Annotated in this window: 26 protein-coding genes; 2 read left to right on the top strand and 24 right to left on the bottom strand. The window is 36.3% G+C overall.

All coding sequences use genetic code 11. The annotated features are described in order from the left end of the window. Positions 1–13 precede the first annotated feature (13 nt). The 20 genes from BMW29_RS09005 to BMW29_RS09095 form a co-directional block, all read right to left on the bottom strand. On the bottom strand, positions 14–2,152 hold the full coding sequence (locus BMW29_RS09005; RefSeq protein WP_092652590.1) for a penicillin-binding protein: 2,139 nt from the start codon (positions 2,150–2,152) through the stop codon (positions 14–16). After that, positions 2,149–2,529, bottom strand: a complete 381-nt coding sequence (gene ftsL / locus BMW29_RS09010; protein ID WP_092652592.1) for a cell division protein FtsL — start codon at positions 2,527–2,529, stop codon at positions 2,149–2,151. The genes BMW29_RS09005 and ftsL overlap by 4 nt, the downstream gene beginning before the upstream one ends. Before the next feature lie 22 nt (positions 2,530–2,551). Then, the gene (gene rsmH / locus BMW29_RS09015) at positions 2,552–3,511 is read right to left on the bottom strand and encodes a 16S rRNA (cytosine(1402)-N(4))-methyltransferase RsmH (RefSeq protein ID WP_092652594.1); all 960 of its coding nucleotides are present in this window, start codon (positions 3,509–3,511) and stop codon (positions 2,552–2,554) included. Positions 3,512–3,532: 21 nt separating this feature from the next. Then, positions 3,533–3,964: a division/cell wall cluster transcriptional repressor MraZ gene (gene mraZ / locus BMW29_RS09020; protein ID WP_092652596.1), complete on the bottom strand. Its 432-nt coding sequence runs from the start codon at positions 3,962–3,964 to the stop codon at positions 3,533–3,535. Between the two features lie 200 nt (positions 3,965–4,164). Next, positions 4,165–4,530, bottom strand: coding sequence for a DUF3397 domain-containing protein (locus tag BMW29_RS09025; RefSeq protein WP_092652598.1), 366 nt, complete (start codon positions 4,528–4,530; stop codon positions 4,165–4,167). Between the two features lie 131 nt (positions 4,531–4,661). Then, positions 4,662–5,057 carry an FtsX-like permease family protein gene (locus BMW29_RS09030; protein WP_092652600.1) on the bottom strand — a complete coding sequence of 132 codons (396 nt, stop codon included), beginning with the start codon at positions 5,055–5,057 and terminating at the stop codon, positions 4,662–4,664. A gap of 352 nt (positions 5,058–5,409) precedes the next feature. Continuing rightward, positions 5,410–5,862 carry a DUF1307 domain-containing protein gene (locus tag BMW29_RS09035; RefSeq protein WP_177165735.1) on the bottom strand — a complete coding sequence of 151 codons (453 nt, stop codon included), beginning with the start codon at positions 5,860–5,862 and terminating at the stop codon, positions 5,410–5,412. A gap of 31 nt (positions 5,863–5,893) precedes the next feature. Then, entirely contained in the window at positions 5,894–6,283 is a 390-nt protein-coding gene (locus tag BMW29_RS09040) for a hypothetical protein (RefSeq protein WP_092652604.1), read from the bottom strand. Continuing rightward, positions 6,265–6,387, bottom strand: coding sequence for a hypothetical protein (locus tag BMW29_RS14175; RefSeq protein WP_281241517.1), 123 nt, complete (start codon positions 6,385–6,387; stop codon positions 6,265–6,267). The genes BMW29_RS09040 and BMW29_RS14175 overlap by 19 nt, the downstream gene beginning before the upstream one ends. 340 nt (positions 6,388–6,727) lie before the next feature. Continuing rightward, positions 6,728–6,898: a 50S ribosomal protein L32 gene (rpmF, locus tag BMW29_RS09045; protein WP_092652606.1), complete on the bottom strand. Its 171-nt coding sequence runs from the start codon at positions 6,896–6,898 to the stop codon at positions 6,728–6,730. Positions 6,899–6,978: 80 nt separating this feature from the next. After that, positions 6,979–7,533, bottom strand: a complete 555-nt coding sequence (locus BMW29_RS09050) for a YceD family protein (protein ID WP_092652608.1) — start codon at positions 7,531–7,533, stop codon at positions 6,979–6,981. A gap of 76 nt (positions 7,534–7,609) precedes the next feature. Further along, a complete protein-coding gene (locus tag BMW29_RS09055) occupies positions 7,610–8,788 on the bottom strand; it encodes a nucleotidyltransferase (RefSeq protein WP_092652609.1) in 1,179 nt (392 codons plus the stop codon). A gap of 4 nt (positions 8,789–8,792) precedes the next feature. Continuing rightward, positions 8,793–10,562 (bottom strand): DNA helicase RecQ, encoded by a 1,770-nt coding sequence (gene recQ / locus BMW29_RS09060; protein ID WP_425431601.1) that lies wholly within the window; start codon positions 10,560–10,562, stop codon positions 8,793–8,795. A gap of 99 nt (positions 10,563–10,661) precedes the next feature. Beyond that, entirely contained in the window at positions 10,662–11,396 is a 735-nt protein-coding gene (locus tag BMW29_RS09065) for a class I SAM-dependent DNA methyltransferase (protein WP_092652613.1), read from the bottom strand. Then, a complete protein-coding gene (gene rsfS, locus BMW29_RS09070) occupies positions 11,397–11,735 on the bottom strand; it encodes a ribosome silencing factor (RefSeq protein WP_092652729.1) in 339 nt (112 codons plus the stop codon). It lies immediately after the preceding gene. Positions 11,736–11,768: 33 nt separating this feature from the next. Beyond that, positions 11,769–12,365 (bottom strand): bis(5'-nucleosyl)-tetraphosphatase (symmetrical) YqeK, encoded by a 597-nt coding sequence (gene yqeK / locus BMW29_RS09075; protein WP_092652731.1) that lies wholly within the window; start codon positions 12,363–12,365, stop codon positions 11,769–11,771. Continuing rightward, positions 12,365–12,991, bottom strand: a complete 627-nt coding sequence (locus BMW29_RS09080) for a nicotinate-nucleotide adenylyltransferase (protein ID WP_092652615.1) — start codon at positions 12,989–12,991, stop codon at positions 12,365–12,367. The genes yqeK and BMW29_RS09080 overlap by 1 nt, the downstream gene beginning before the upstream one ends. 18 nt (positions 12,992–13,009) lie before the next feature. Next, a complete protein-coding gene (gene yhbY / locus BMW29_RS09085) occupies positions 13,010–13,318 on the bottom strand; it encodes a ribosome assembly RNA-binding protein YhbY (protein ID WP_092652617.1) in 309 nt (102 codons plus the stop codon). 18 nt (positions 13,319–13,336) lie between these two features. Then, on the bottom strand, positions 13,337–14,458 hold the full coding sequence (gene yqeH / locus BMW29_RS09090) for a ribosome biogenesis GTPase YqeH (RefSeq protein ID WP_092652619.1): 1,122 nt from the start codon (positions 14,456–14,458) through the stop codon (positions 13,337–13,339). Next, positions 14,451–14,981 (bottom strand): YqeG family HAD IIIA-type phosphatase, encoded by a 531-nt coding sequence (locus BMW29_RS09095; RefSeq protein WP_092652621.1) that lies wholly within the window; start codon positions 14,979–14,981, stop codon positions 14,451–14,453. Before BMW29_RS09095 ends, yqeH begins: the two co-directional genes overlap by 8 nt. A gap of 221 nt (positions 14,982–15,202) precedes the next feature. On the opposite strand from BMW29_RS09095, the gene BMW29_RS09100 reads away from it, so the two are divergent. Continuing rightward, positions 15,203–15,853 (top strand): copper homeostasis protein CutC, encoded by a 651-nt coding sequence (locus tag BMW29_RS09100; protein ID WP_092652623.1) that lies wholly within the window; start codon positions 15,203–15,205, stop codon positions 15,851–15,853. A gap of 50 nt (positions 15,854–15,903) precedes the next feature. Here the strand turns inward: BMW29_RS09100 and BMW29_RS09105 are convergent, their stop codons facing one another. Both BMW29_RS09105 and BMW29_RS09110 read right to left on the bottom strand, forming a co-directional pair. Beyond that, a complete protein-coding gene (locus BMW29_RS09105; protein ID WP_092652625.1) occupies positions 15,904–17,982 on the bottom strand; it encodes an LTA synthase family protein in 2,079 nt (692 codons plus the stop codon). 146 nt (positions 17,983–18,128) lie between these two features. Beyond that, on the bottom strand, positions 18,129–18,362 hold the full coding sequence (locus tag BMW29_RS09110) for a YkuJ family protein (protein ID WP_092652627.1): 234 nt from the start codon (positions 18,360–18,362) through the stop codon (positions 18,129–18,131). 279 nt (positions 18,363–18,641) lie between these two features. Between BMW29_RS09110 and BMW29_RS09115 the strand changes: the two genes are divergently transcribed. Then, the gene (locus BMW29_RS09115) at positions 18,642–19,820 is read left to right on the top strand and encodes a pyridoxal phosphate-dependent aminotransferase (protein ID WP_092652629.1); all 1,179 of its coding nucleotides are present in this window, start codon (positions 18,642–18,644) and stop codon (positions 19,818–19,820) included. Between the two features lie 80 nt (positions 19,821–19,900). Here the strand turns inward: BMW29_RS09115 and BMW29_RS09120 are convergent, their stop codons facing one another. Continuing rightward, positions 19,901–20,782 (bottom strand): NAD(P)-dependent oxidoreductase, encoded by an 882-nt coding sequence (locus BMW29_RS09120; RefSeq protein WP_092652631.1) that lies wholly within the window; start codon positions 20,780–20,782, stop codon positions 19,901–19,903. 218 nt (positions 20,783–21,000) lie between these two features. After that, a complete protein-coding gene (locus tag BMW29_RS09125; RefSeq protein ID WP_092652633.1) occupies positions 21,001–22,047 on the bottom strand; it encodes a lysylphosphatidylglycerol synthase transmembrane domain-containing protein in 1,047 nt (348 codons plus the stop codon). Position 22,048 lies beyond the last annotated feature (1 nt).

Raw genomic sequence — 22,048 nt, forward strand, 5'->3', positions numbered from 1 at the left:
AAATTTCTGTAGTTTATTTTTTTTCTAAACGAATGGTAACATCTGAGTCACCTGTTAAAGGCTGACCTTCCGGTAGGCTTTGTTCGACTACATAGCCATCACCTTCAAATTTAAATTGAATCCCAGTAATTTCTGAAATTTTTAATACATCTTTCTTCGACCAGCCACTAACATTCGGCATCGTCATTTTTTGATCTGTTAATAAAACGATTTTTTGATTTTTCAAGACCGTTTCATCTGGCATTGGTAATTGCTGGACAATTTTGTCACCATCTCCAACAACGGATACATCTAAACCAAGCCCCTGAATTTGTTGAATCACTGAGCCTTTTGCGCCACCAGTAACTTTAGGCATGGTCACTTCTTTTTCTTCTGTTCCACTCTCTTCTGATACTTTACTATATTGTAGTGCTAATTTCATGACAGGATTAAAAATTTCTTTTAAAATCCCTGGAGCAGATTGACCTGGTGGAACCGTAGTTGGTCTTCTCATTGTAATATAAAGAATATATTCTGGATTTTCTGCAGGAGCCATTCCAACAACTGAATGGACATAATCAAATTCCCCTGTCATATATTTACCATCTTTTCCAACAATTTCTGCTGTACCTGTTTTAGCTGCAACTGACTCCCCATCAATATGGAAAGGTGTTGCGGTAGCACCAGGCGTTTCAACCACTGTTTTCATATAAGCTAAATCTTGATTCGCAGTCGCTGCACTAACTGGTTGACCAATGACTTCTGGTTCCGTCACTGTTTCTTCTCCAGTATTTGGATCAACCGTTTTTTTAATATAATGTAATTTCATCATTTTACCATCATTTGCAATGGCCGTAAAACCTTGCATCATTTGATAAGGTGTCACCGTAATCGCTTGTCCGAAAGCAGTAGATGCTCTATCTGCAGGATAATCATATCTAATTTCGCCAATTTGTTCATTTGGCAATCCTGAGTTCGTTGATTTTCCTAATCCAAAATCTTGCATATATTTTAGCCAAGTATCAGGTCCCATTTGTTGCATTAATTTAACAAAGGCCACATTACTAGAATGTTGGAAGCCTTCCAGATATGAAATGGTTCCCCAACCATACTTGTTATAATCACGAATAACTTGGTCTTCTACTTGAATTGAGCCAGATTGATAGGTTGCATTTGGATTAAATACACCAGCTTCCATTGCTGCAGCTATTGTAAAGACTTTCATTGTTGAGCCTGGCTCAAAAGGTTCTTCAACAAGCATATTGCCCCACTTATCATCAATGCCTTCTTTTGTTGCAGAATTAAAGCTTGGTCTTTGTGACATGGCAACAATTTCACCTGTTTTTGCTTTAACCATCATAGCTTGTAAATTTTCAGGATGATATTCTTCATTAACATTCGTCATCAAGGTTTCTAAATAGGATTGAATTCTTGTATCAATCGTTAAATAAATATCATGACCATCTTTAGGCTCAGTAATTTCTTCTTTTGAATTTGGCAAAAGATAACCAAATTTATCTTTCGAAAATGCTTTTTTGCCATCTGTTCCTTTTAAAAGATCGTTATAGGCTTTTTCAATCCCCATAACACCTTCAAGCTCCGTGCTTTCTTCTTTGGTTTGTGTAAACCCAATCAAATGAGATGCAAAAACACCATGAGAATATAATCTAGTTGGTGTTTCTTCAAAGTAAACACCTGGTAGCTTCAAAGCTTCTATTTCTAATTTTTTTCCTAAAGAAAGATTGGCTCCTTTTTGCCCAAATTCTACTTGAAATTTATTCTCCTGATTGAGGGTTGCTAACACTTCTTCTTTTGGAATATCAAGAGCTGTCCCTAAGGCTTCAGCTGTTTTTTCTTTATCTTTAACATGTAAAGGTTTCTCTGAACCCTTTGAAAAATCTTCATCTAAAACAGCATACAAAGAATAGGAAGTAGACTCTTCTGCAACTGGCTGGCCATCTGAATCAAAGATGGATCCGCGCTTCGCACTAAGTACACTACTTCCTGAATATTGTTTATTTGCTCTTTCAGCTAAAACTTCACCATTTACTTTTCCAACCAACATAATGTATGAGAACCTCGCCATAAAAGCAATAAAGCTAATGATACAGACACCAAAAAGTAACATTCCTATTTGCTTTCTATTCTTATGAGGATTTCGATTCATCTTCATTCAGATACAGTCCTTACATTGGATTCATTCAGTTTCAATCCGGCTTTACCGGCGATATCGTAAATTCTATCATAACCTGATAGCTCACTGATTTCTTGTTTTAAATCAATGTTGGCATCTTGCTTCATAGTTATTTCATTTCGAACATCTTGCAACTCTCTATTCGTGCTAAATACATTTACTTCCATGGAAACGCAGGTAATCGCTAGTCCAAATAACATTAGAATAATGGCAGACATGATAAGTTTTTCAATTCTTGTAATCGTTGATGTTCGCTTTGCAATTTTCTTTTGCGGTGCTGTTGCTGGTTTGGTTTGTGGCGAGCGCAGCGGAATATCAACTTGTAATTCTTTTGCTAAATTTTCATTGTATGCCATCTAGCTTTTCCTCCAATACTTTTTATTTTTGTTCATCTGTTTGTTTTTCAATCACACGCAATTTAGCACTTCTTGCGCGATTATTTTTAGCTAATTCTTCTTCACTTGGAAGAATAGGTTTTCTATTAACTAATTTAAATGGTGGTAAATAGGCATCAGGTAACACTGGTAAACCAGGTGGTAGTTCTGGGCCTGTACTATTTTCTTTAAAAATAGATTTAACAATTCTATCTTCTAATGAGTGGAACGTAATGACACTCATTCTTCCACCAATTGTTAATAAAGATAATCCCTGTTCAATAGATTCTTCGACAGCGGATAATTCATCATTGACTGCAATACGGATTGCTTGAAAAATTCTCTTAGCTGGATGTCCACCTTTTCTTCTTGCCGGAGCAGGAATCGCTTCTTTGATGATTTCCACTAATTCTCCAGTTGTTTTAATTCGCTTTAATTCTCGAGTGGCTTCAATTTTTCTCGCTACTTGTTTGGAAAATTTCTCTTCGCCATAACGGAAAAAGATACGAACAAGATCTTCATAGGCCCACTCATTAACAACTTCTTCAGCGGTAAGAGGAGCAGACTGATCCATTCTCATATCCAAAGGGGCATCTTGATGGTAACTAAAGCCTCTTTCCGCTTCATCTAACTGAGGTGATGAAACACCTAAATCGTATAAAATACCGTCTACATGAAAAATATGTTTTTCAGCAAGCGCTTCTTTGATAGAACGAAAGTTAGATTGAATAAAGGTCACCATGTCTTTTTCGACATAAGGAGCCAATCTTTCTTTTGCATGTTTAATGGCTATTTCATCTTGGTCAAAAGCATAGAGGTGCCCATTTTCTGATAATTGAGACAACAAGTATTCACTATGCCCTGCACCTCCAAGAGTACAATCAACATAAATCCCATCAGAATTGATTGCTAACCCGTCTACAGTTTCTTTTAAAAGTACAGTTTCATGGTTGAATGTTGTCACTTTTTGCACCACCTTTATTTTCTAAAAACCAAAATCAATCATATTTTCTGCAATTTCATCAAAGCTTTCTTCTGCTTCATCAGAAAACGCATTCCAACGTTCCTCACTCCAAATCTCGATTCTGCCTGAAACACCAATCACATAGCACGGCTTTTCTAATTTGGCATGATCACGTAAGGTTTGTGGAATATTAATTCTACCTTGTTTATCTAGCTCGCATTCAGTTGCTGCTGAGTAGAAAAACCTTGTGAAAGCACGGGCATCTTTTTTAGCAAGAGGTAATTCTCTTAGCTTTTCTTCGAGTACAGCCCATTCTTTTTGGGGATAACCAAATAAACAGCCGTCCATACCACGGGTCACAATAAATCGTTCCCCTAATTCTTCACGGAATTTTGCTGGCATTATCAAGCGTCCTTTTGCATCAATATTATGTTGATACTCTCCCATAAACATGTCTGCACTCACCCCACTCTCACATTACGTTTTTAGTCTACCACATCTCACCACTTTCTACCACTATTTATTATAGAAGTATGCTATTTTTTCTATTTTTTTCTAAAAAAGAATTCTAAAAACAAAAGAAAACCTTTAAAACAAAGGTTTCAGCTAATATTTAGCACAAATAAAAAAAGTGGGAGATATTCCCACTTTTTCTATTTTTTTATGAAATACATGATAACAAGCACAAGATAGACAGCAGAACTAAGAAGAAAGTTCATTCGCCAATATGTTTTAAAGAATTTTTTATAGATGATTTCTCCATTTTTTTTAGCTAAAAAAAGCAACAATAAAATACCAACACATAAGAGTGCAACAATAAAATAAGCAAAAAAACTAACCTCAAATAGTTCTTTTGATAATTGTGCAATTGAATAAAACAAAACAAGCACTGTTAAATCAACTGCTTTAACAGGCAGTATTTTTTTGACAATTTTAAATTTCAACAAGTATTGAAATAAGAATATGCTGATCAATGGCAATAAACAAATCAATAGCGTATTCCAGTCCATATGTTTCATGAGGCGTTCTTCCTTTCCTATGTTTCAACTCTTTTGGCGTAATATTGAATTTAAATGAATAGGTAACCATCCCTCATTTATTTACTCCCTTATTCTAAGGCACCTCATTTTAGCAAATAAATGGCAATCTATCAAATCGTATCAATCAACACTGACTTCACCGTTCTTTTTACACTGCTCATTTCCACAAGAATACTGCCTGCTATATTAAAAAGAATAAACGGAAATATCCATGCTATTGAATATTGAATAGCTGGAGCCATCCATCCTAATAAATCAGCTTTATTTAAATAAAAAAGCAGATAGAAAAGGCCGCTTAATAATAGCGAAATGCCTGCACTTATCATTCCGACGAAGACGCTTTTAGCATAAAACGCTTTTTTGATGTCTTTTTTCTGTGCACCAATCGCACTGACAATCAATAGTTCTTGCTTCCTCATTCTAATCGTCATTTTGGTCATCTTTCGAATCATCAAAAACCCTAAAAAAATCGCTAAATAGAAGCAAATAAAGCTAGTCATACCCATAGAAGACAAGATGAAATTCACTCTTCTACCATTCTCATCAATAATAGCATTGGTACAAATAGCAACTAAAAAAAGACATTGATGATCAGTAAAAAAATGATATGAACTCTCATTCTAGGAAATAATAATGTTTTATTTGCTTTGAATTGTTGCCATTGTCTCAACCAAAAATCGCACATCAGCATTCCTCTCTCGTTTCATTATTTACAGGAACAAATCAATCTATTACTAGCATAACAGAATGACTTTCTTTTAACAAAAAAATAATAACATAAAGGTAGATACTTTTTAAAGCTTGTATCTACCTTTATGTTATTGACTACGTGTGGTTGGGACAAACAGCCTCTAGCTATTATTGTTTTTTAGCACCCATCTCTTCATATGCTTTTGCCGTTTTCTTAAAGCTTACCCCATTTTTAATAGCATCTTCATCAAATTCACTACCTGGCAATTCTGAAACTTTTCTTAAATCAGCCTTTTCAAAATCAATAACTAATGTTTCAACTAACATGTCTTCTTTATAAACAACTTTTTCACTGACACCCTCTAAGCCTTCGAATTGTTCAGCTATCGGATTAAATGTCGCTTCAGCTTCTTCTTTTGTTAAACCAATGTTCGCATATGAAATTTCATTCACAACTTTTTGCTCGATTACTTTATCTCCTTTTGCTTTCATTGTTATGGTTGTTTTAGCGCCCTCTTGATCCAATACATATGTAGCACTTTTTTCTTTTCCTGATAAACTACAGCCTGTAATCATTCCTAAAATACTGAATAATAAACCTAATTTCACTAATTTTTTCATCTTTTCTTCCTCCAACATTCTATGTTATTTCTTATCCTTTAATGGATTGAATAAATGCTAATACCTGTTTGACATCTTTTTCTCTGTATAATCTCATATCAATATTTTTACCTAATACCTTGCCTTCAAATCGCATATGGAGCGTATGCCCAATCGTAGCAATCGATACTACATCCGCCACATGCTTGATAGTTGCTACTGGATATGTAACCGTTCGAAACCATTTTTTTACAAAAATTTGATCTCCTTTTAATAAAATCGATAAGCGTATAGATAGTAAACAAAAGACTATTTGAAAGATAATCAATCCGCTAAGTACTTTTACAATACCTAACACAACCTCTGGATTATTTTCAAAGCTTTGCATCACACCATCCTTACCAACTTTTGAAATACCCATCATCAGTGTAAAAATCCCCATGCCATAAAGCCCCATAAAGCTAGGCTAATGATACCAAATGGCATAAAAATTACTTTAGCTAAACTTGGTTTTAATTGAAGCGCTACTTCCTTCTTTCCATTCAAAAATCAATCTCACCTTCCTATGTACTCTATTAAAATAGCAAAAAATAATCGATGATGTAGCATAGCCATTTTCTTTAAACACAAAACCACACAATCACTCAATAAGATAGCATAGGAACATGCGCTTGTAAATATTATTTTTCCATAATAAGAAAGCGAGTCTTTTCTTTGATTAGAAAATTGCATGACTAAACGAGATAGTAATAAAGTTTAATGCTCCTTTTTTGTTCCTTTTAATAGTAAAAAAACAAGCTAAACCCTTGATTATCAAGATTTAGACTAGATAAAAAAACAAAAACAACAAGGTACATGTTCCCTTGTTGTTTTTTTGGATTGTGCCTTATTCGCCAATCACTTGTTTGTTGTTGTATGTTCCGTTTGGTGCAACACGGTGAGACATACGGTATTCTCCTGTTTCACGATCTAATGTCATGCCGGGTACAGTTAAACCTTTATGTGTACGACGCATTCTTTTCTTCGCTTTTGAAGTTCTTCTTGCAGGTACTGCCATATTCGATACACCTCCTTAGTCTATTGCGGGATCATGCTTGTTCCTAGGTGTAAAGCATGCCCTATTTATTCCAACCTTGCTTAGTCTTCTTCTTCACTCGAAAGTAAATCCGCTAAACCAGCAAGACGAGGATCAATTTTTGATTCTTGCTTTTCTTTCATTCGTGCTTCGTAATCTGATTGTGAAATCACTTCCCAATCATTGCCGCTTGGCATTTCTAATTCTTCTTCACCTTCAGCAAATACTTGCAAAGGGATATGAAGTAAAATCCCATCTTCAACAGCTTCATATAAGTCAATCACATCTTTTTCTAAATAAATAATGCTATTGTCCTCATCTTCGATTGTTTCAGAACGCTTGCTATTCTTTGGCACGTATACTTCATTCACTCTGATACCCATTGGATAAACAACAGGATCTAATGAACGAGCAGATGGCAATGTTAAATCTACAGTTACAAATAAATCGACAATTATTTGTTGTGACTCAACTAAAACAGTACCTTCTACTGTAATTGGTGAGACATCAAGTAGCTCTTTTTCACGTTTCATCAATTGCTCTTTTAAATCAATTGTTTCAGTAAAAATCAAGGGTTCATTCTGATATCTTTGTAATTGTACTAACGACCATTTCATTCTCCATCACTCCTTAAAGCAACAAGAAGTATTATACTAACAATTCCGCTCTTTGTCAATGCTTTATCCTTTACAGCTAAGGTAAGATAATTGGCTTGCGATAATAATCCAGTGGAATGGCTGCTTCTTTTTTTACCATTTGATAAACTTGTCCTGCTCGAATATCTAATGATAACAATGCTTCATTTTTTTTATCAATATTTGTAATGACTGGTAAAGCAATTTTTTTCTTTTGTTGCTTCAGAAATTGTCTGCCTTTTTGGTTAAAGCCTAAAAGACGAATATATTCAGGTTTTTCCATTGCAGAGAGCATCTCTGTTTGCTGGATGTTTAGTAAAATATAAAGGCAAATTCTTTGGATTTTCACCCAAGTGTTTTGTTTACTCTTTACAAGTGTGACAAAGTCTTCAAAGTTTTCAGCTTTAAGAATCTGCTCTTTTAAACGATATTCTAAACCATCATTGACTTGATAAATTGCCCTTAATTCTTCAAGGCTAGCTGATACTATTTGGTAACGTAATAACGGCCAATAAGCTGACCAGTTAACGAGCTCCTGGGTTTTTAAAGCAGCTTCTGTATAAGTCGGAACTGTTTTTGCCCAATCTACTTGTTGACCTGCTTGAAATAACGCTTGTCGAATTGCTGTTGCACTCGCAATTTCTGCTGTAATGGCTGCATCATGATAGCCTGCCTGCTCTCGCTTCATTGAATGGAGGGTCATTGGTTTCTTCAAGCGATGATTTTCCACTGCATAGGAAAATCCTAAGATATTATTAGGCTGTTGTAAATCAATTAGCTGCTGCGGTAAAACTTCTTGATAAACTTGACTCATTTTTTCAGCATAAGATAAACGCTTGTTGGTGATTTTTTTGAAGGCTTGATCTAGCACCTCTTGTTGCTCATTCACAAGGGCCGCTAGCTCCTCAAAGGCAGCGCCTTCCCCTGTTTCACTACCAAAGCATAAATCAGTCACCTGAAGCGCCTGAAGGATGCCTATCGCTCCTCTTGCAAAATAATCGGCTGGTTGTATGGCAAAGGCAACTGGTAGCTCAACCACCATATCTGCTCCTGCTGCAAGCGCTAAATGAGCTCGTGTCCATTTATCTAACAAGCTTGGCTCTCCTCTTTGCAAAAAGGAACCACTCATCACACCTACAATCACATCTGCACCACTTCGTTGTCTCGCTTGCTCTAAATGATATAAATGACCATTGTGTAAAGGATTATATTCGACAATCACACCACAACTTTTCATACAATCACTCCTCAACCTCTGGCGCATTTGCAATTGCTGCCATAAAGATTTCTCCATATTTTTCTAATTTATTTTGTCCAACACCCTTTATCGCAAGGAAGGCTTGATCATCTTTAGGTAAATAGTGACACATTTCTCGTAACGATTCATCTGAGAAAATAACATATGGTGGCACTTTTTGCTCTGTTGCCAAGTCTTTACGAATTTCTCTTAGTCGGTCAAATAAAACATCATCAACAGCTACTTGCACTACTTTTCTGGCTTGTTTACGTGTGACTTTTTGCTGACCTTTTAAGACGGCTACTGCTTCATGGGTTAATTTTAAGGTTGGAAATTGCCCATCTAATGGCATTAAATAACGCTCAGCAGTTAAATAATCAATCAGCTGCATCACTTCTTTTTGGGAAACAGCCTTCATTAAGCCATAAGTGGACAAGCTTTCAAACTGCCATTGTTTGATTTTTTGGTCAGCTGAACCTGTTAAGACTTTGGTGACCATCGCTTTTCCAAAACGTTCCCCCATTCTTTTGACACATGAAAAGACTTTCTGAGCATCCTCTGTGATATCTATGGCTTCTCGTGTATCCAGGCAATTGCCACATTTGCCACAGTCAGAACCTTCTTCGCCAAAATATTGGACAATATAGCGCTGTAAGCAAATTTCAGTATAGCCATATTGGGTCATTTTCCGTAGTTTGGCATACTCATTTTGCTTTCTTTCCTCTTCCATATCCGATTGTTCAATCAAAAATTGTTGAATACGCATATCCTGTGGGGCAAATAATAAAATACAGTCGCTAGGCAAGCCATCTCTTCCTGCCCGCCCTGCTTCTTGATAATAAGCTTCAATATTACGCGGCATCTGATAATGAATCACATAACGCACATTGGATTTATTAATGCCCATTCCAAAGGCATTGGTTGCGACCATTACTTGAATATCATCATATAAAAACTGCTCTTGCCAGTGATTACGTTCTGTATCTGACATCCCACCATGGTATTTACCAACCTTAATCCGATTTTTTTGTAGCAGCTCATAAAGACGCTCAATTTCTTTTCTCGTTGCTGCATAAACAATCCCCGATTGTTTATGATTTGTGCGGATATAATCCAATAAATAGGCATCACGATCTTGACCTTTGATTTGCATAAATTTTAAATTATCTCGTTCAAAACCTGTTTGGACTTTATTCTCAGCCGGAATCTGCAAGAGTTTCATGATATCCTCAGAAACAGAAGGTGTGGCTGTAGCTGTTAAGGCAACTAATAAGGGCTTAGGTTGAATTTGTTCAATGGCATCGCATAAATGGAGATAACTTGGTCTAAAATCATGTCCCCACTGTGAAATACAATGGGCTTCATCAATCGCTATTAAAGAGATGGTAACCTCATTTAGCAAACGATTAAATCCTTCTGTTGCAATCCGTTCTGGTGCGATATAAAGCATTTTAAGCTTTCCTGTTGCTGCTAAATCAAGGCGATGATTGGTTTCTGCACTAGATAGTGTGCTATTAATAAAAGTCGCAGCAATGCCTTGCTCATTTAACGCATCGACTTGGTCTTTCATTAAAGAAATTAAAGGGGAGACAACGATTGTCAGATGGTCAAATAATAAAGCAGGAACCTGATAACATAAAGACTTTCCTCCACCAGTAGGCATAATGGCTAAAGTATTTTTCCCCGCTAATAATTGAGTAATGGCTTGTTCTTGTCCTTCTCTAAAGTGATCATATCCAAAATTTTGTTTTAAGACTGATAAAGCATCATTCAACATTTATCGCACCATCCTTCCCTTATTTATATAATATGTATTTTTTTGTTAAAAGTTTTTAAAAAGAAGAAGCGTAGTAAATACGTTTCTTCTTCATTATTATTTCTTACATTCAAAAAACCAGCGTGTGCTTGTTTCTTGCATTGCTTCCTGCCCAAATTCAGCTGTGCAGGTCACACTTTGAAAGCCAGCTTCTTTTAATAGCTGCTGATAAACGGTTAACTCATAGGTACGTTCCTTATGGAGCTCATCATATCTTTGGTAGCTTGCTGTTTCTGGTTCATAAACAAAAAAGGTTAGTTCATGCTCGACGCTATGAGGCACTTCTCCTGCATAGCTTTGCCACATAAAAGCAATATCTTCTTGGTTATCATTAAACATATAACCTGGGAAAATTTGATCCATTTGATAAAGTGAATGAACATCAAAAACAAAAACGCCTTCTTGATTGAGTACTTGAAAGACTTGCTCAAACACCTTTTTGATCGCTGTCTCATCTGGCATATAACAAAGAGAGTCAGAAAAACAGGTCACCATGTCAAAGGTGCCAATCTCCGTTAAATCTAACATATCGCCTTCAATTAAAGGTAGCTCCACCCCAGCAGCTAATGCTCTATCTTGTGCCAGGGTTAACATGTTTTCTGATAAATCTAAGCCTGTTACCTGTAATCCTTGTTTTTTTAAATGAACCGCTAAAGCACCAGTGCCACATGCCAATTCTAGGATACTACTTTGTGAGTGTGGCATGGTTTGTGCGACATAATGTGCCCACCTATCATATAAGGTTTCATCCATAATCGCATCATAAACTTGTGCAAAGACCTGATAGCTCATTTATTGCACCATGTCATGAATATCAACTAATGGTGCATCGCCCCAAATTTTCTCTAGGTTGTAATAAGAACGCTCAGAGTAATGGAAAATATGCACAACCACATCCCCTAAATCAACCAGGATCCATTTTGCTTCTTCTCTTCCTTCAACGCGTTTAACCGTTACTTTTGCCGCTTCTTCTTGGTCAATAATTTCATTCATAATCGCTTCTACTTGCTTATCACTATTTCCATGTGCAATCACAAAGTAATCCGCTAAGATTGAGATACCACGCACATCTAGTGCCAGAATATCCTCCGCTCTTTTATCATCTGCTGCTTTAACAGCTATTTTTAACATTTCTTCACTTGAAATCGTCAATGTGTTTCCTCCTTAGTTTTTCTTTCCTTTTGTAACCCAAGCATTATAGGCCAGAATCGTCTCTGGATAAATGCGTGCTTCAATTGAAATTAAATACGTTAAGGTATGCTTCATTTCAAATAAAACCGCTTCATCCAAGTCTTGATTGGCAATTGCTCTTGCCGTGTCAACTCCTGGAAAGCTTCTTCCAGGTTCAATAAAATCTGCAACAAATATGATTTTTTCTAGTAAACTCATCTGAACAGCACCCACTGTATGGTAGCGGATGGCATTTAAAATATCTTCACTTGTAATGCCAAAATCTTTTTTGGCTAATTCAGTAGCAACTGGTCCATGACAAATTTCACTACCAAAGTTGAGCATCTCAGGATTTAAGCCAGCTGTTTCAATCACTGATTTCATCTCAGACATGGGTAATTCTTTGGCATAATCATGAATTAAAGCGGCTATACTTGCTGCTTCTTCACTGCTACCATATTTTTCAGCTAAGGCTATGGCTGTTTTTTCAACACCTAAGACATGCTTGAAGCGCTTTGTACTCATTTTAGATTGTACATGAGCCAACAAAGCTTCTCTTGTAACGGTTGTGTATTGATTGGTATAGGTCATCATGCTTGATACAGCCCCTTCTCTTGAATATAAGCCAGTACTGCGTCTGGTATCAAATAGCGCACCGGACACTGTGTAGCAATTCTTTCTCTTAATAGGGTAGAGCTGACATCAATCTCTGGAGAATCTACCCATAGAACTGGATAAGGACTTTCTTTTGTATAATGAGGTCTCCCCACACCAACAAATTGAACCAGCTGAATCAGCTCATCAATTTTATACCATTTTGGTAAATAATGGACCATATCGCCACCAATAATAAAGTAATAATCTGTATCTGGATGCTGTCTCATCAGCTCTTTCATTGTATCGACAGTATAGCTTTTACCACCACGCTCAATTTCATTTAGCTCTAAGGCAAAATGTGGCTGCCCCTGAATCGCTCGTTTGACCATTTCTACTCGGTGTTCACTTGCAATCGCTTCTTTCTTATCTACATGAGGTGGGACAAAATCTGGCATAAAATAGACACAATCTAATCCTAGTTGATGATAGACTTGATCAGCCATTACCAAGTGACCAATATGTGGTGGACTAAAGGTTCCACCTAAAATTCCGACCTGTTTTCGTTTATTTCGATTTGTTTGAATGTTACTTTCTGTTAAAACCTGTAATGAAGTTTTCATTCAACATCCGACCTTTCACTATCTTGGGATTGTTGTTGAAATTCTACGGTATTTTTCTTGGCTTGAAGGCTTGTATAATACCAATACGCGACCAATGATTTGAACCACTAAACAGTTCAATTCTTGTTCCATTTCAGTAGCGACAATTTCAACTGTTTCATCTGTATTTTGTAATAAATTAATTTTAATCAATTCACGTTTCTCTAACGCTTCTCCAACTTGACGGACAATCTGTTCATTTAATCCACCTTTTCCAATTTGAAAAATCGGTGTTAAATGATGCGCTTTACTACGTAAATAACTTTTTTGTTTTCCTCTTAATTCCATTTTCTCACTCTTTCTCTCTTAAATTAGAGATTTTCTAATCACAACATCGACGCCTTTTGGTGCCCATCCAGCAACAATTGCACCTGGTTCAGCAATCGTTACCCAGCCAAGTCCTGCAAAGACAATATCGGTTTTTTCTTTAATTGTAAATTCAAAACGAACCAGCTCAGGAAAATCCTGTACTTCATCTTGACGAGGTGGTTGTAGCATTTCTCCAACATGTTTGGCATAAAGTTCATCTGCTTTTTCCAGTTTTGTGCGATGAATTTTTAAATCATTGGATACATAACAAACAAAAGAACGTCTACCACCTTTAATATAATCAAAACGGGCAACCCCACCAAAAAATAGGGTTTGTTCTTCATTTAATTGATAAACCATTGGCTTAATTTCTTTTTTAGGCGCAATTAATTTTAAATCTTTATCCCCTAAATAATGAGCCATTTGGTGTCTATGAATAATTCCTGGTGTATCAATTAAGAACTGTCCATCATCTAAAGGAATCTCAATTTTATCTAAAGTCGTTCCTGGGAATTGTGAGGTTGTAATCACATCTTGAACACCAGCCGTATTTTTAATAATTTGATTAATGAGAGTTGATTTTCCAACATTCGTTACCCCTACTACATAAACATCTTTTCCTGCACGGTAAGTCTCAATTTTTTCTAGTAATGCTTCCATTTCTTTTGGCTTCATGGCACTTGTTAGCAAAACATCAAGTGGACGTAAGCCCTCTTCATGGGCACGCTCTTTCAGCCATTGTGTCATTTTGCCACGCTTCAATGAATGTGGCAATAAATCGACTTTATTTCCAACTAATAAAACAGGATTATCTCCAACAAAACGATGTAAACCAGGAAGCAAGCTGCCATTAAAGTCAAAAATATCAATCACATTCACAATCAATGCATCCTGTGAACCAATTTCATTTAGCAAACGTAGAAAATCATCATCTGTTAAATGAACATCTTGAATTTCATTGTAATGACGCAATCTAAAACAACGCTGACAATAAACTTCACCTGTTTCTAGCCCTTTTTTTAAAGCCCCTTCTGGTGTATAACCTAGCGTATCTTTTGTTTCAGTTTGAATCACTGCACCACAACCAATACAGCGTAATGCTTCATTTTGTTCACTCATGAATTGTTTTCCTCCACTTCATATCCTCATGCTTTTTTGTTAAATGATTCATAATATGACGTTCCATAAAACGATTCATTCTTGTATTCCAAGCATCAGTTTCAACAATTGGTTTCACTAAAACGGTCTTGATACCCGCTCCATTTGCACCACGAATATCGGTCATCACTTGATCACCGACCATTAAAAAGGCTTCTTTAGGTAAATCGAAACGGCGCTCTGCTTCTTTAAAACCTTTTGTAAAAGGTTTCATTGCCCGGGCAATATAAGGAAGCCCTAATTTGCTGACCGCTTTCTCAACACGCGCTGCTTTATTATTAGAAACAACCACAACTGGAATTTGTGCAGCTTCCATTTGCTGCATCCACTCATGCATTTCTTTTGTACCTTCTGGATGATTCCATGCAATTAACGTATTATCTAAATCTGTTAGCACAACTTTTATGCCATGTGCTTTTAACTGTTCTGGGGTAATTTGATAGATGGCTTCTACCATCCAGGTTGGCTTAAATTTTTTAAACATACTGACTCCTTTATTTTGCAATCTGTTCATTAAAGAGGGAGCTTCCTCATCTTGTCTCCCTCATTATGATTATCTATTCAATTATACTCTAAAATGGCAAAATTTCAATAAGATTCAACTTCCTTTAACTGCTTTATAAGAGAAGTTTTAATGATTTCTTTCTATCAGTAGAAAACATGGTATACTGTTACTGATTTAGGTGGATAAAAGGGGAGCTCAAGATGATCAAAGAAGTTTGTCTAGAAAATTTTACTCATGTGAAAAGTGCGATTGAAAAAGGGGCGCATCGTATTGAGTTATGTGATAATTTAGCGGTTGGTGGGACAACGGTTTCTTATGGTGTGATGAAGCAAACCATTCGCTACGCTCAAAATAAAAATATTCCAGTAATGGCTATTACTCGTCCTCGTGGTGGAGACTTTGTTTATCAGAAAGATGAAATTGAGATGATGTTAGCAGATATTCAGATGGCTAAACAATTAGGTGTTTCAGGTATTGTGTTGGGATGTTTACAAGCAGATGGCTGGCTAGACGAAGCAGCCAATCAACAGTTATTAGCAGCCGCTGAAAACTTAGAAATTACCTTTCATATGGCTTTTGATGCAATTCCCGAAAATAAACAATTAGCAGCAATTGATTGGCTTGCTCAGCAAGGTGTCCATCGTATTCTAACTCATGGTGGGCCTACTGGTTCGGCGATTGAAGAGAATTTTGAACGACTCAAAAAAACGATTCAATACGCGGGCAATCGCCTCATTATTTTACCTGGTGGTGGTATCACAAATGAAAATGCGCCAGCTATTGCTGAAGCATTACAAGTCAAAGAGTTACATGGCACAAAAATTCTGGGGACACTTGATTCAATAGCATAGCATGCAAAAAAAACGCAAAAGGCGCTTCACTTCTCCTTTTGCGTTTCTTTTTATTCTTTTAATTCTGGTGCATCTGTTTGATATTTTTCAACTGTTGACTGCCCTTTATTCTGATCTAACAAGCTAGTTGATTGATCTCCTAGTTCCTCAGAAGTTTCTTTTAATAAGTCCATCCCAAAGCGATAAGTGTAATTGTATTGACTTTTATCAACTGGTGTAAAGCCAGACGGTGTGTAATATCTCAACAAATCACTAATCTGCACCTGATCAGAAAGGGATAATTCTTTTTCAACTTGTTCTTTTTCTTTTTCAATCTGAGCTTTTTGCTCCTCTGTTAAATGCTCAATTAAAGTCCCTGTTGCTGTGTCATAGACTTTACTTCCAACTTTAGTATAATCTTTTGCAACAAAGTTTCCGTTTCTAAAAGCAACTAAACCTTGATGTTCAGGAGACAATAAATCAGAACCAAAATGGACATATTCTTTATTATCCATTCCCAGTAAATGCATCAATGTTGGTAAGACATCAATTTCACCACCAAAGGTATGATTGATTCCTCCTTTTAAACCTGGCATATGAATCATCAGTGGTACCTTTTGGAACATCGCATCATCATAATCATTATATTCCTCTGTTCCTAATAATTGAGAAACCGCCTCACCATGGTTTCCAGAAATCCCATAATGATCCCCATACATTAAAATCACTGAATTGTCATATAAACCTGATGCTTTCAAATAGGTCATCAGCTCGTTAATGGATTGATCTAAATAATGGGCTGTTTGAACATAACCATCTACAGTGCTATCCCCAGTTGTTGTTTTTGGAAAAGCTGCATTAGCTTCATCTAAAGGATAGGGATAATGATTGGTTACTGTAATTAATTTTGCATAAAAAGGTTGCTGTAATTGTTCTAAATATTGAGCAGATTCCTTTAAGAAAATCTTATCTTTTAAGCCATAGCCTAATTTATAGGCTTCATTTTCAGAATAATATTGTGCATCAAAGAAATAATCATAGCCCCATGATTTATAGGCATTATTTCGATTCCAAAAGCTTCCTACATCTCCATGAAAAGAGGCACTTGTATAGCCACCTTGTTGCGCTAAAATCGCAGGCGCTGCTTGATACGTATTGTCAGTTCCCACCTGAACCATTGCTGAGCCTTGAGAAAGCCCATATAAGGAATTATCTAACATCATCTCAGCATCTGCTGTTTTTCCTTGTCCCACTTGATGGAAGAAGTTATCAAAGCTCATCGTTTGGCTATCATGGTAAAACTGATTAAGGGTAGGGGTAACTTCCTGACCATCTACTTTGTAATCAAATAGAAATTGTTGGAAACTCTCTAAATGAATAATGATCACATTTTTACCTTTAGCAACACCATAATAATCCGGGTTTGGGGCTGCATAATTTTGCTGTGTATAGGCTAGCACCTCATCCATATCACTACTATCTGCATTGGCACGCTTAGCATTTGCTTGCGCTGTTTGTACCCCATCATACACTGTAAAAGCATTTAACCCTAAATATTTCACAATATAATTTCGGTCAAAAGTTCGTGTTAATAGACCAGAACGATCCATTTCTGCTAAACCTAGGTTCGCTGCAAATAATGTCATAGCAACAGCTAGTGTCAAGAAACCATATCTTTTTTTCAAACCAGTTGGATCGATTTTAATTACTTTAAATAGTAGTAACCCTGTTAGCACAATCACATCAAGAAAGACAAAGAAGTCAGATGGCACCATTAAGCTTAAAGCACTTGAGTCCATATTTGCTGAAACACTACCTGCACTTTTAATCATATTAACTGTTAAAAAATCTGAAAATTCGCGGTAATACACAATATTTGCAAACAGCCAAATGGTGAGAATCAAATCGATCACAAGCAACATAATATAAGATTTTTTTCCTTTTGAGAAAAACGTTATCCCAAATAAAAATAACGCAAAGCTGATTGGATTCATCAATAGCAAGAAATGCTGCATCATACCGCTAACACCTAATGAAAATTTGGTGCGATAGGCAATATAGGTTTTTGCCCAAAATAGGATGAGCGCTAAAGCAAAAAATCCAATCCGGTTATTCAATATTTTTTTAATGTTAAAGTTTTCTTTTTTCATTTGTTGCTAACCTCCTCCAAACCTCATTCATTCTATCAGAAAGCTTACTCTTATTTATTTAAGGATTCAAGAAAAAAAAGTTAAGCTTTTCATAAGGTTAAAAAAGAAAGAAGCCAGCGCTTAAGCGCTAGCTTCTCTACTCAATCTTAGTCTTGTAACAATTCAAAAATTTCAATTGCTATTAAATCTATATCATCGAATTGGTATGTTTGATGATAAACGTACTCTTCCAATTCAAACGTTTCAGTTTTAGCATCGTATTGAACTAAACAACGCTCTTTTCCATCCTTTTCAAATCGACGTGCTTGAACTTCTGCATCTGTTGATTCGCGCATCGCCTCTAACCTACGGATAATCGCAACTAGTTGTGAAGATTTCATTGTGTATTGCCCCTTTCCAACTTTCGTCTTTTACATTCTAACAGAATTTACTTTTCAGTTCTATAAAAAAAGTAAATCTTCTACATTCATTTTTTCTTTTCTATAAAAAGATGGAAACTACCCTTACGCTATCAGGCTTATCCTTTCCTTAAATGAGGCGAATCCCTTCTTTTTTTCTCATCATTTTCTCAATAAAAAAATAATTGCTTAAATTTAACTAGTGATTCCTAGCTTTTTTTGATAAAATAATGGCTAACTAGAATACATAGGAGGAATACGATGGAAAAATTACCGAATTTATTTAATCAACAAACGGCTTTTATTCAAGTTTCTGATATTAGACAATTTGATGAACGTGTTTCTCCAATTGAAGGCATGCTTAAGTTAACGATTGGGGAACCTGATTTTAATACACCTGACCATATTAAAGAGGCTGCTATGGAGGCCATTGAGCAAAACTTTTCGCATTATTCACCAATGGCTGGGGATATGGAATTAAGACAAGCAGCAACAGCATTTGTCGCAAAAAAATATGGTTTAGTTTATGATCCTGCTTCAGAGATTGTGATTACAGTTGGGGCAAGTCAAGCCATTGCTGCAAGTTTGAGCGCTATTTTAAACCCTGGAGATAAAGTGCTAATGCCTGTCCCTATTTATCCTGGCTATGAACCGATTATTACCTTAAATCGGGCAACACCTGTTTATATTGATACCACAAGCAATCATTTTGTTTTAACACCCGAAATGATTCATGAGACCATGGCACTTCATGGGAACGAGGTGAAAGCCATTATTCTTAATTATCCTAGTAATCCAACTGGCACAACTTACACAGAAGCTGAAGTCATCGCCTTAGCAGATGCTTTACGTCAATATGAGCTACTAGTCATTAGTGATGAAATTTATAGTGAACTGACTTATGGTGCAAAGCATGTCTCTATTGCGAAGTATTTAAGAGAGCAAACCTTATTGATTAACGGCCTTTCAAAATCTCATGCTATGACAGGTTGGCGAATTGGGTTTCTTTTTGCGCCACAACCATTAATGGCGCAAATTCTTAAAGTACATCAATATTTGGTTACCAGTGCTTCTTCTATTTCTCAAAGAGCTGGAATTGCTGCGCTGACAACTGGGATTGATGATGGACTTGTAATGAAAGAGGCTTATCAAGAACGAGGAGACTTTCTTTATCATGCCATGACACAAATGGGCTTTGCTATTTTAAAACCAAGTGGTGCCTTTTATATTTTTGCTAAAATTCCTGCTGGTTATCTTCAAAATAGTATGGACTTTTGTGTGGATGTTGCTGAAAAGGTTAAAGTTGCCATGATTCCAGGCTCAGCCTTTGGGGAAGCTGGCCAAGGATATGTAAGATTAAGCTATGCAACTAGCATGGAAACCTTAAGAGAAGCTATGACACGATTAAAAGAATATATGGAAAAATGTCAGACTGCATAAAAAAGACTCTTGATGAGCCGACCTACAAAAGTTAACGATTGGATGTAACTTTTGCAGGTCACTACATAAGAGTCTTTTGTTTACGCTTCTGGTTTTCCTGAGTGCCACCAGAGCTTAATTAAAGCTTGTGTGCCGTCATTTTCAAAGCCGGCCTCAGCTAATTGCTCATAAAGTTGAGCAGCCAATGCTGTTCCTGGTAATGTAAGCCCCATCTTATCAGCTTCATCTAAAGCAATTCTTAAATCTTTAATAAAATGCTTCACAAAAAATCCTGCTGAATAATCCTGCTTTAAAATACGTGGTCCATAATTAGCAAGAGACCAATTGGCAGCACTACCGCCACCCACTGTATCTAGCACTTTTTCCACATTTAAACCAGCTTTATCTGCATAGACCATCAATTCACTCATGCCAACCATTGTTCCAGCAATCATAATTTGATTCGCCATCTTTGTATGCTGTCCACTACCAGCTGGTCCTTGTAAATTCATTTTTCCAGAGAAGACCTCAATAATAGGTGCAGCTTGCTCATAGGCAGTTTGATCTCCACCAACCATCACTGTTAAAGTGCCATTTTTTGCCCCGAGATCCCCACCTGAAACAGGTGCATCTAAAACAGCTATGCCTTGATCTTTTCCTAGCTGATACAATTTTTTTGCTAATGTAGGGGTGCTTGTTGTCATATCCACTAAAATATGGGCTGGTGTTGCTTCACTGAAAATCCCCTGTTCTCCCACATAGACTTCTTCAACATCTTGAGGATAGCCAACAATCGTAAATACAACATCACTGGCTTTAGTCACCAATGCAGGAGTGTCCTGCCAAACTGCACCAAGGGCAACCACTTCATCTGCTTTACTTTTTGTTCGATTATATACATTCACTGCGTAACCAGCCTTCAATAAATGCTTCACAATAGATGCACCCATAACACCTGTACCAATAAATCCTATTTTCTTCATTTTTCATCGACCCCTTTTTCTAGAAAATAAAAACAAGATTGAGACAAAAGTCGTTAAGGCTTGAGAAATTGGAGAAAAATCCAACCAATACGCTTTTTGTATTTGTTGGATTTTTTGAAATTTCCGAAAAGTCTGACTTTTGTCCACCATTCATCAAGGCAATTTACATGAATAGGATAAAACTTTTGAGTTTTATCCTATTCATCTTCCACCAATTTTCACTTAATTTTCTCTGTTACCAAAGAACTTGCTTCTTCCGCTTCAGTAGTTGGTTGAACACCTAGTGCCACAACCCCTAACAAAATCCCCGTATAATGTGTAATCACACGCCATAAAATTAAGGCAATCACCAGCTTTTCGGGAGAGGTAACCATGCTACCAAATAACAGTGTAAAGCTGTACTCTGCTCCACCTGCGCCTCCTGGAATTGGAAATAATGAAATAATCATGATAATAAACGTATGAAGAATAATAATCGTCATAATATTGACATGGGTCATCCCCAAGGCTAATAAAATAAAGTATGGTACCACAAAATAAAAAATTAATTGGATAAACGTTAATAAGCTCGTTTTAAGCAACAATTTTTTTTGCGAACGAATATATTTGCTTTCCTCATAAAAATTCTTTACTTTATCTGTCATATCTGATTGTAATTTTTTAAACTGCTCTTCACTTTTAAAAAAGGCTAATGGTTTAATCGCTAATTGAACCAATTTATTGGCCACTGGATAACAAAAAGTAACCAATAGTAAACTTGAGATAACCACTGCATGAATCACAAAAGCCAGAAGAATAAAATAAGATAGCTCATCAATCTGTGCTTTTAAAACATGAAATCCTAAGGCTAAAGCAAGTAAAAAATTAATCACAATCATAGATTGATAAACCACAAATTTCATCAGTAACACCGAACCACTGATCCCTGCATCAACACCTGATTTTACCATTGCGATTAGCTGTGCAGGCTGTCCACCACTTGAAAAAGGTGTAATGGCATTAAATAAGTGTTCAATCAAAGGAATTCTTACCGCATTTTTAAAAGAAAAATTTTCTCTTGTTCGCTTCATTAATCCTTGAATAATTTTAGCTTCAATTGCCCAATGCATGAGCATACAGCATAAGCCTACAATCACCCAAATCCAGTTTAAGTGCTGTAACTCTTCTAAAACTTCGTGGAAAGATAAATCACGAAACTCTCTTAAGAAAATAAATAATCCAAATGCTAGAATAATCCCTAGCGCCCACTTATTCTTCTTGCTCATT

It is taken from the genome of Isobaculum melis, assembly GCF_900111355.1.
Classification (GTDB): domain Bacteria; phylum Bacillota; class Bacilli; order Lactobacillales; family Carnobacteriaceae; genus Isobaculum; species Isobaculum melis.

Coding starts and splice junctions, on each gene's coding strand:
- BMW29_RS09005 (WP_092652590.1), bottom strand. CDS start 2,152: ATGAAGATGAATCGAAATCCTCATAAGAATAGAAAGCAAATAGGAATG.
- ftsL (WP_092652592.1), bottom strand. CDS start 2,529: ATGGCATACAATGAAAATTTAGCAAAAGAATTACAAGTTGATATTCCG.
- mraZ (WP_092652596.1), bottom strand. CDS start 3,964: ATGTTTATGGGAGAGTATCAACATAATATTGATGCAAAAGGACGCTTG.
- BMW29_RS09025 (WP_092652598.1), bottom strand. CDS start 4,530: ATGAAACATATGGACTGGAATACGCTATTGATTTGTTTATTGCCATTG.
- BMW29_RS09030 (WP_092652600.1), bottom strand. CDS start 5,057: ATGGGTATGACTAGCTTTATTTGCTTCTATTTAGCGATTTTTTTAGGG.
- BMW29_RS09035 (WP_177165735.1), bottom strand. CDS start 5,862: ATGAAAAAATTAGTGAAATTAGGTTTATTATTCAGTATTTTAGGAATG.
- BMW29_RS09040 (WP_092652604.1), bottom strand. CDS start 6,283: ATGGGGATTTTTACACTGATGATGGGTATTTCAAAAGTTGGTAAGGAT.
- rpmF (WP_092652606.1), bottom strand. CDS start 6,898: ATGGCAGTACCTGCAAGAAGAACTTCAAAAGCGAAGAAAAGAATGCGT.
- BMW29_RS09050 (WP_092652608.1), bottom strand. CDS start 7,533: ATGAAATGGTCGTTAGTACAATTACAAAGATATCAGAATGAACCCTTG.
- BMW29_RS09055 (WP_092652609.1), bottom strand. CDS start 8,788: ATGAAAAGTTGTGGTGTGATTGTCGAATATAATCCTTTACACAATGGT.
- BMW29_RS09065 (WP_092652613.1), bottom strand. CDS start 11,396: ATGAGCTATCAGGTCTTTGCACAAGTTTATGATGCGATTATGGATGAA.
- rsfS (WP_092652729.1), bottom strand. CDS start 11,735: ATGTTAAAAATAGCTGTTAAAGCAGCAGATGATAAAAGAGCGGAGGAT.
- yqeK (WP_092652731.1), bottom strand. CDS start 12,365: ATGACCTATACCAATCAATACACAACCGTTACAAGAGAAGCTTTGTTG.
- BMW29_RS09080 (WP_092652615.1), bottom strand. CDS start 12,991: ATGAAAACTTCATTACAGGTTTTAACAGAAAGTAACATTCAAACAAAT.
- yhbY (WP_092652617.1), bottom strand. CDS start 13,318: ATGGAATTAAGAGGAAAACAAAAAAGTTATTTACGTAGTAAAGCGCAT.
- yqeH (WP_092652619.1), bottom strand. CDS start 14,458: ATGAGTGAACAAAATGAAGCATTACGCTGTATTGGTTGTGGTGCAGTG.
- BMW29_RS09095 (WP_092652621.1), bottom strand. CDS start 14,981: ATGTTTAAAAAATTTAAGCCAACCTGGATGGTAGAAGCCATCTATCAA.
- BMW29_RS09100 (WP_092652623.1), top strand. CDS start 15,203: ATGATCAAAGAAGTTTGTCTAGAAAATTTTACTCATGTGAAAAGTGCG.
- BMW29_RS09105 (WP_092652625.1), bottom strand. CDS start 17,982: ATGAAAAAAGAAAACTTTAACATTAAAAAAATATTGAATAACCGGATT.
- BMW29_RS09110 (WP_092652627.1), bottom strand. CDS start 18,362: ATGAAATCTTCACAACTAGTTGCGATTATCCGTAGGTTAGAGGCGATG.
- BMW29_RS09115 (WP_092652629.1), top strand. CDS start 18,642: ATGGAAAAATTACCGAATTTATTTAATCAACAAACGGCTTTTATTCAA.
- BMW29_RS09120 (WP_092652631.1), bottom strand. CDS start 20,782: ATGAAGAAAATAGGATTTATTGGTACAGGTGTTATGGGTGCATCTATT.
- BMW29_RS09125 (WP_092652633.1), bottom strand. CDS start 22,047: ATGAGCAAGAAGAATAAGTGGGCGCTAGGGATTATTCTAGCATTTGGA.